This window comes from Klebsiella sp. MS 92-3, from assembly GCF_000195655.1.
Classification (GTDB): Bacteria; Pseudomonadota; Gammaproteobacteria; order Enterobacterales; family Enterobacteriaceae; genus Klebsiella; species Klebsiella pneumoniae.
In genome coordinates, this window is sequence record NZ_GL882817.1 from 1 (window position 1) to 6555 (window position 6555).

Here is a 6555-nt window from a genome sequence, read left to right on the forward strand (position 1 = left end):
CAGAATGCAACAGAAACCATATCACGCCATCCAGCAGCAGTAGCGCGGCGACAAACAGCAGGCTGTTACGCCATCCTCTGAGCACCGCCTGAAGGTAGATCCCATTCATCACCGCGCCAGACAGGCTGGCCGCCAGCCAGGCGGCGGTAAAACCAATGTGCTCTGAGAGCGCCAGCAGCACCAGGTAAAACAGCACCAGCGATAAGCCCACCAGCAGATATTGCATCGGATGCAGGGGACGACGGGTCAGGCTCTCGAACACGAAAAAAGCCATAAAGGTCAGCCCGATTAACAGGATGGCATATTTTGTCGCCCGATCGGTTAGCTGGTACTGGTCGGCAAGGGACATCACATCGGCACTGAACGCCGGCAGTCGCGACCACGGGATCTCCATATCATCCTTGAAATAGCTCCCCATATCGTTGGCGAACCAGCTGCTTTGCCAGTGGGCGCGATAGCCGGCAGCACTCACTTCCCGTTGCGTTGGCAGGAAGCTGCCGAGAAAACCGGGATGCGGCCAGTTACTGGTCAGCTGCAGCTCGCTGTTACGCCCGAGCGGCACCAGTGAAAACTCTCCCGTCCCGTTCAGATCGAGTGAAAAGGCAATCTCAAGCGGCTTGTTGTCCTCCGCCAGCGCAGGCATTGGCATATGAATACCTGCGCCATCGCCGCTTATCCCCAGCCCCGGCTCCACGCTTAATACGTTACCGTTGACCTCCGGGGCATGGATGGCACCAATGCCGCGGGCATCGCCGACGCTCACCACCAGCCGCGGCTGGCCTAAGACGATATTCGTTTTTCTCAGCGCCGCCAGACGCAGCGGATCAAACGAGGCCTTAATCTGCAAGGCGTTATGCCAGACCTGGCCGCTGTAGATGCCCACCCTCCTCGACTCCACGGTCTGTTTGCCGGTGACCGCCAGCGACTCCGGCAGCCAGTAATACACCCAGCTCCGCTGATAGTTGACCTCTTTTTGGTTCTCCATGCGGGTCAGGGTCTCGGTTATCGGAATAGCGATCAGCGGTCCGGCGAGTTTTTGCGAGCCGCTGGTGCTTTGCTCAATGGCGTCCACCACTTCGCTACGATAATCCGCTCGCTCATTAATAAGCTCCCTGACCATCATTAACGGCAAAGATAGCAGCACAATACAGCCTATTAACGTGGTGATTTTCCAGAATAACGGTGATTTCAACATAGCCTTTCTCCCTATCGTGATGGCCTCACAATAGGACGGCTGTGTGGGGAGAATTTGAAGCTATGTGAAGGGACGGTGAAGTCGCAGCGTGGCGACCACGCCGCCTTCGGGCCGATTGTGCAGATTGATATCGCCGTGATGCAGGCGCGCGACTTCACGAACGAACGCCAGCCCAAGGCCGCTGCTCTTATGGCCGTCTTCGCGCGGCAGCGAATAGAATCGCTCAAAGATTCGTTCCAGGGCATAGTCCGGAATACCGCACCCGTTGTCGATAACGCTCAATTGCACCTCTTCATTTCGCTTCTCCGCAGCCAGGGCGATCTCACCGCCCTGGGGGGTAAAGTCAATCGCGTTGTCGAGCAGATTACCCAGCGCCTGGGCCAGCAGCTCGCCATCGCCATTGACCAGCATCCCACTCTCCCGCCAGCGCAGAGTGATAGCTTTCGCCGCCAGAGCGATGTTGCGCTCCTCCGTCAGCCGTTGGTATAGCGCATCTATCGACACCGGCTGCTGCTTTATCTCCAGCCGGCTTTCCAGTCGCGCCTGCTGGAGCAGCCGCTCCACCAGCAGTTGCATCCGGGTGTTTTGCGCGAGGATATTATCAGTAAACCGCGCCGCCACCTCAGGCGGCGGCTCTTCGCGCAGGATCTCCGCCGCGCCGCGGATGGCCGCCAGCGGGCTTTTCAGTTCATGGGTCAGGTCATAGACATAGTTTTCGATGGCATTCTTACCTTCGAGCTTTACCCGCATGCTCTCCAGAGCCTGGGCCAGCTTGCGCAATTCGCTGCTGCCAACCTCCGGCAGCGGCAGCGGGCGCTCAGCGGTCACCGAGTCCGCATAGCGCACCAGCTTGCCGATAGAGAAATTGATCCACCAGACGACGCCGCCGCCAATCAACAGCGCAATGCCCAGCAGGGCGCCGCCGGCCCAGAGGATCCGCCGCTCGCTGCGCTTAATGACCGGCGTCATCGCCAGGTTGGGTTTACCGACGCTCAGTACGCCGATAATCCGCCCCTTATCCATCACCGGCGCGGCGATATACATCACCGAGCTGGCTTCATCATGCGGATCGCTGCGCGTACTGCGCGCGCCGTACTGGCCGCGCAGGGTGAGCCAGACATCGTTCCAGCGCGAATAGTCCTGCCCTGTCGCCTGCCCGCTGGAGTCAAACACCACCTTGCCCCGGGCATCGGTCAGATAGACGCGGTACTCATTACGTACCTTTTTAATTCCGCCAATATTGGCGTTGAGCGGCTGCTGGTTGAGCTGGTGAAAGGCCTGCGCCAGCCTGCCCTGCTGCGGGTTTGCCGCCAGCAGATCCTCACGCGCCAGCGCCGCCAACAGGGTAGCGGTATCATTGAGGGTCCCCTCTGTCGCCCGGCGCACGCCCGGCTTCACTTCCTGGACAAAGATCGACAGCACAAACCACGCGGCGATCGCGACGATAAGAAAATAGCCCAGCAGCAGGCGCATGCCGATGCGCATCAGCCGCGCCCCAGGCTGTAGCCCATACCGCGATGGGTATTGATTGGCGCCTTTTCAGGATTCACAGCCCGCAGCTTAGCGCGCAGGGTTTTGATATGGGTATCGACGGTGCGGTCGAGGCTTTCCCAGGCATCGCTCCACACCAGCTCCATCAGCTGCTGACGGGAGAAGACGCGACCGGGCGCGTGAAGCAGGGTTTTCAACAGCAGAAATTCGTAGCGCGTCAGATTCAGCGGCTGGCCGAACCAGCTGATCGCCGCCGCCTGCTCATCGAGCACAAACTCGCCGACGCGTACCACCGGCGATGGCGCGGCAAACTTCTGCAGCCGCCGCAGCACGGTTCGCACCCGCGCGCAGACTTCGCGTGGTGAAAACGGCTTGGCGATATAATCGTCAGCGCCGATTTCCAGCCCCAGCAGCTTATCGACCTCGTCGCTACGCGCCGTCAAAAACAGCACCGGCAGCGCCGGATAACGCGTCAGCAGACGCCGACAGAGCTCGAAGCCGCTGATATCCGGCAAGCCGACGTCGAGGATGGCGACATCTGGCGCCTGATGCGCCGCCGCCTCCAGCGCGGGCAAACCGCGGCCAAAGACGCTGACCTGGAAGCCCTCCTGCTGCAGCATGTAAACCAGGGTATCAGCGATACTCTGTTCATCCTCAACTAACCAAATCCGTGGCTGCTGCATGCGCGCTCCCGTTTATTTATTCCATGGCATGATCGGCACGGCGCTGATGGCGTTCTTCGGCGAGCCATCAACCACTTTATCCGAGTAGGTCAGATAGACCAGCGCATTGCGCTTCGCATCATAGAAACGCACGACCTGCAGTTTTTTAAACACCAGCGAGGTGCGCTTCTGGAACACCACGTCGCCCTGGCTTTTGCCGTTTTTGATTTTGTCCGTTAGCTCAATCGGCCCGACCTGCTGGCAGGAAATCGCCGCGTCAGAGGTATCTTCCGCCAGCCCCAGCCCGCCTTTGATGCCACCGGTTTTCGCCCGGCTGATATAGCAGGTCACGTTCTGTACATCCGGATCGTCAAAGGCTTCGACGACGATTTTGTGATCCGGCCCTAACCATTTGAAGACCGTATCCACGGAACCAATCTGCTCCGCCTGAGCCAGCTGGCTACCGGCCAGCAGGAGCAGCCCCATCGCAAACTTCTTGTATTTCATATTGTTACCATTATTAAAAAATATAGCTGAGTGATTATCACGCACTTAGCAGAAAAGGTTTATAGATCACAGCTTTACAAAATTATCGTTCAAATCCCCTGACCTACCGCATTTAAAAGCAAAAAAAACACTGAATGCTAAAACATCAAAAAATGCTATTATCCGCTACTTTAATATCAGGCACCTGTGTTTAAGGATGGGGACATTTTATGGATCAAGCAGGGATTATTCGCGATCTCCTTAGCTGGCTGGAAGGTCACCTGGATCAGCCGCTTTCTCTGGATAATGTGGCGGCGAAGGCAGGTTATTCCAAGTGGCATTTGCAGCGAATGTTTAAGGATGTCACCGGCCATGCCATCGGTGCCTATATTCGCGCGCGCCGCTTGTCGAAATCTGCTGTCGCATTACGCCTGACCGCCCGTCCAATCCTTGATATTGCGCTGCAGTACCGTTTCGACTCCCAGCAGACCTTCACCCGAGCGTTTAAGAAGCAATTCTCGCTGACGCCGGCGCTCTACCGCCGCTCGCCGGACTGGAGCTCGTTCGGTATGCGCCCGCCGCTGCGTCTTGGCGAATTTACCCTGCCGAAACATGAGTTTATCACTCTGCCCCCTACTCAGCTGCTTGGCGTGACCCAGAGCTATACCTGTAAGCTCGAGGAAATCTCCGATTTTCGTAACCAGATGCGGGTCCAGTTCTGGCGAGACTTCCTCGGCAACTCACCGTCAATCCCCCCGGTGCTCTACGGGCTGCATGAGCCGCGTCCGAGCCTGGAAAAAGACGATGAGCAGGAAGTATTCTATACCACCGCGCTGACGCCGGAGATGGCTAACGGCCACCTGCAGCATGCCCATCCAGTGACCCTGGAGGGCGGCGAGTATGTCATGTTTACGTATGAAGGGCTGGGTACCGGTCTGCAGGAATTCATCCTGACCGTCTACGGCACCTGCATGCCGATGCTGAACCTGACGCGTCGCAAGGGGCTGGATATTGAACGCTTCTACCCTGAAGATGAAAGCCGGGATCAGGCCACGCCGATTCAGTTGCGCTGCGAGTATCTGATCCCGATCCGCCGTTAACGCTGCAGCTCGTCCATTGCGGGGGCGTCAAGATGCGAGACGTCGCCCGCCGTTTCCACCACCCAGCCGGAAGCCAGCCACGGGCTTTGCTGATAGTCGACGCGCGAAATAGAGCAGTTGCGCAGCCGCAGACGACGCTCAGCGTACGCCGGCAGCCCTAATATCGTGCTCACCAGGCAGCCCAGCGCGATCCCATGACTCACCAGCAGCGGCCGGCTACCGGCGGGTAATTCCAGACAGGATGCCAGCGCCGCATGCATACGCTCGCTGAGCTCCTGCATCGATTCGCCCTGCGGAATACGACCGTCCGGTGTGCCGTTGACCAGCTGGCGACGCCAGCCTTCTTCTTCTTCGCTGAGCGAGTCGATATGGCGCTTCTCCAGCACCCCCATATCCAGTTCGCGCAGGCGCGCATCGGCGATCACGCTGCAGCCGCAGGCTTCGGCGATAATTTCTGCTGTGCGGCGGGTTCGCCCCAGATCGCTGGTAATGATATGGGTGATCCCCAGCGTTCTGGCGCGCTCGCCCACCTGCCAGGCCTGGCGCTCACCATGGGCGGTCAGCGGGCTGTCGGACTGACCCTGAATACGTCGCTCGGCGTTCCACTGCGTTTCACCGTGGCGAACAAGGTATACTTGTAACATGCTTTTTTTCCGTTCTGGACTCGTTATCAACCGCTTTCGGGCATTACCGCCTGCCCTCGGGGTGATTTAGAGTATACTGCGATGACGTTAGTTTATTCTGAGTTGTTTTGATTATGCACCATGTTGTCTCAGCGACCACTAATCCCGCCAAAATTCAGGCAATTCTGCAGGCTTTTGACGAGATTTTCGGCGAAGGATCCTGCCACATTGAGTCCGTCGCCGTCGAGAGCGGCGTGCCGGAACAGCCCTTCGGCAGCGAGGAAACGCGCGCTGGCGCACGAAATCGCGTCGCCAATGCGCGCCTTGCCCAGCCAAATGCCGATTTCTGGGTAGCCATCGAAGCCGGTATCGACGATGACAGCACCTTTAGCTGGGTGGTCATCGAAAGCGCCAGCCAGCGCGGAGAAGCGCGCTCAGCCACGCTGCCGTTGCCTGACGTTATTCTTGAGCAGGTTCGCGCTGGCGAAGCCCTCGGCCCGGTCATGTCGCAGTATACCGGCATCGATCAGATCGGTCGTAAAGAGGGGGCGATTGGGGTTTTCACCGGCGGCAGATTAACCCGCAGCAGCGTTTACCACCAGGCGGTCGTGCTGGCGCTAAGCCCGTTCCATAACGCTATTTATCGCTAGCCAGCAGCGTCTGCTCCAGCCACTGGCGCAGCTCTACCGGCGCCGATTTCAGGCTGTTCGACCCGCGGGTAATGGTCGCAATTCCGGCGCCGAGCTCATTTTTCAGCTCACGCTGGCTCATCTCGCCGCGCAGCAACTCTTCGATAATGCGCACCCGGGTACCCAGGGCTTCGCGCTCGTCGGGCGTCAGCATCAGCTGCAGCAACGGCAGATGCAGATCCTCAGCATAGGCCTGCTGAAGCAGGGCAACAAAGCGCAGCCACTCCTGATGACGTTGTTCGGCAACGGCCGCGGAATAGGGAGATTGTTGGGTCATATCGCGCCACCATATTGAGACGGGCAGCTTAC

The 6555-nt window shown here is 58.6% G+C and carries 8 protein-coding genes; 2 read left to right on the plus strand and 6 right to left on the minus strand.

Features of this window, described 5'->3' with window-relative positions; genetic code table 11:
• The 4 genes from creD to creA form a co-directional block, all read right to left on the minus strand.
• On the minus strand, positions 1 to 1195 hold a 1195-nt coding region (creD, locus tag HMPREF9538_RS11720), incomplete at its 3' end, for a cell envelope integrity protein CreD (protein WP_009485332.1).
• Positions 1196 to 1255: 60 nt separating this feature from the next.
• Entirely contained in the window at positions 1256 to 2680 is a 1425-nt protein-coding gene (gene creC, locus HMPREF9538_RS11715; RefSeq protein WP_009485333.1) for a two-component system sensor histidine kinase CreC, read from the minus strand.
• A complete protein-coding gene (gene creB, locus HMPREF9538_RS11710) occupies positions 2680 to 3369 on the minus strand; it encodes a two-component system response regulator CreB (RefSeq protein ID WP_004182877.1) in 690 nt (229 codons plus the stop codon). Before creB ends, creC begins: the two co-directional genes overlap by 1 nt.
• Before the next feature lie 12 nt (positions 3370 to 3381).
• Positions 3382 to 3855, minus strand: a complete 474-nt coding sequence (gene creA, locus HMPREF9538_RS11705) for a protein CreA (protein ID WP_002887814.1) — start codon at positions 3853 to 3855, stop codon at positions 3382 to 3384.
• A gap of 209 nt (positions 3856 to 4064) precedes the next feature.
• Here creA and robA point away from each other — a divergent pair, with 209 nt between their 5' ends.
• Positions 4065 to 4934, plus strand: a complete 870-nt coding sequence (gene robA / locus HMPREF9538_RS11700; RefSeq protein WP_002887812.1) for an MDR efflux pump AcrAB transcriptional activator RobA — start codon at positions 4065 to 4067, stop codon at positions 4932 to 4934.
• Here the strand turns inward: robA and gpmB are convergent.
• A complete protein-coding gene (gpmB, locus tag HMPREF9538_RS11695; RefSeq protein WP_002887811.1) occupies positions 4931 to 5578 on the minus strand; it encodes a 2,3-diphosphoglycerate-dependent phosphoglycerate mutase GpmB in 648 nt (215 codons plus the stop codon). The genes robA and gpmB overlap by 4 nt on opposite strands.
• 113 nt (positions 5579 to 5691) lie before the next feature.
• On the opposite strand from gpmB, the gene yjjX reads away from it, so the two are divergent.
• Positions 5692 to 6207, plus strand: a complete 516-nt coding sequence (gene yjjX / locus HMPREF9538_RS11690; RefSeq protein WP_002887810.1) for an inosine/xanthosine triphosphatase — start codon at positions 5692 to 5694, stop codon at positions 6205 to 6207.
• Here the strand turns inward: yjjX and trpR are convergent.
• Positions 6194 to 6523: a trp operon repressor gene (gene trpR, locus HMPREF9538_RS11685; RefSeq protein ID WP_002887809.1), complete on the minus strand. Its 330-nt coding sequence runs from the start codon at positions 6521 to 6523 to the stop codon at positions 6194 to 6196. The genes yjjX and trpR overlap by 14 nt on opposite strands.
• Between the last annotated feature and the right edge of the window lie 32 nt (positions 6524 to 6555).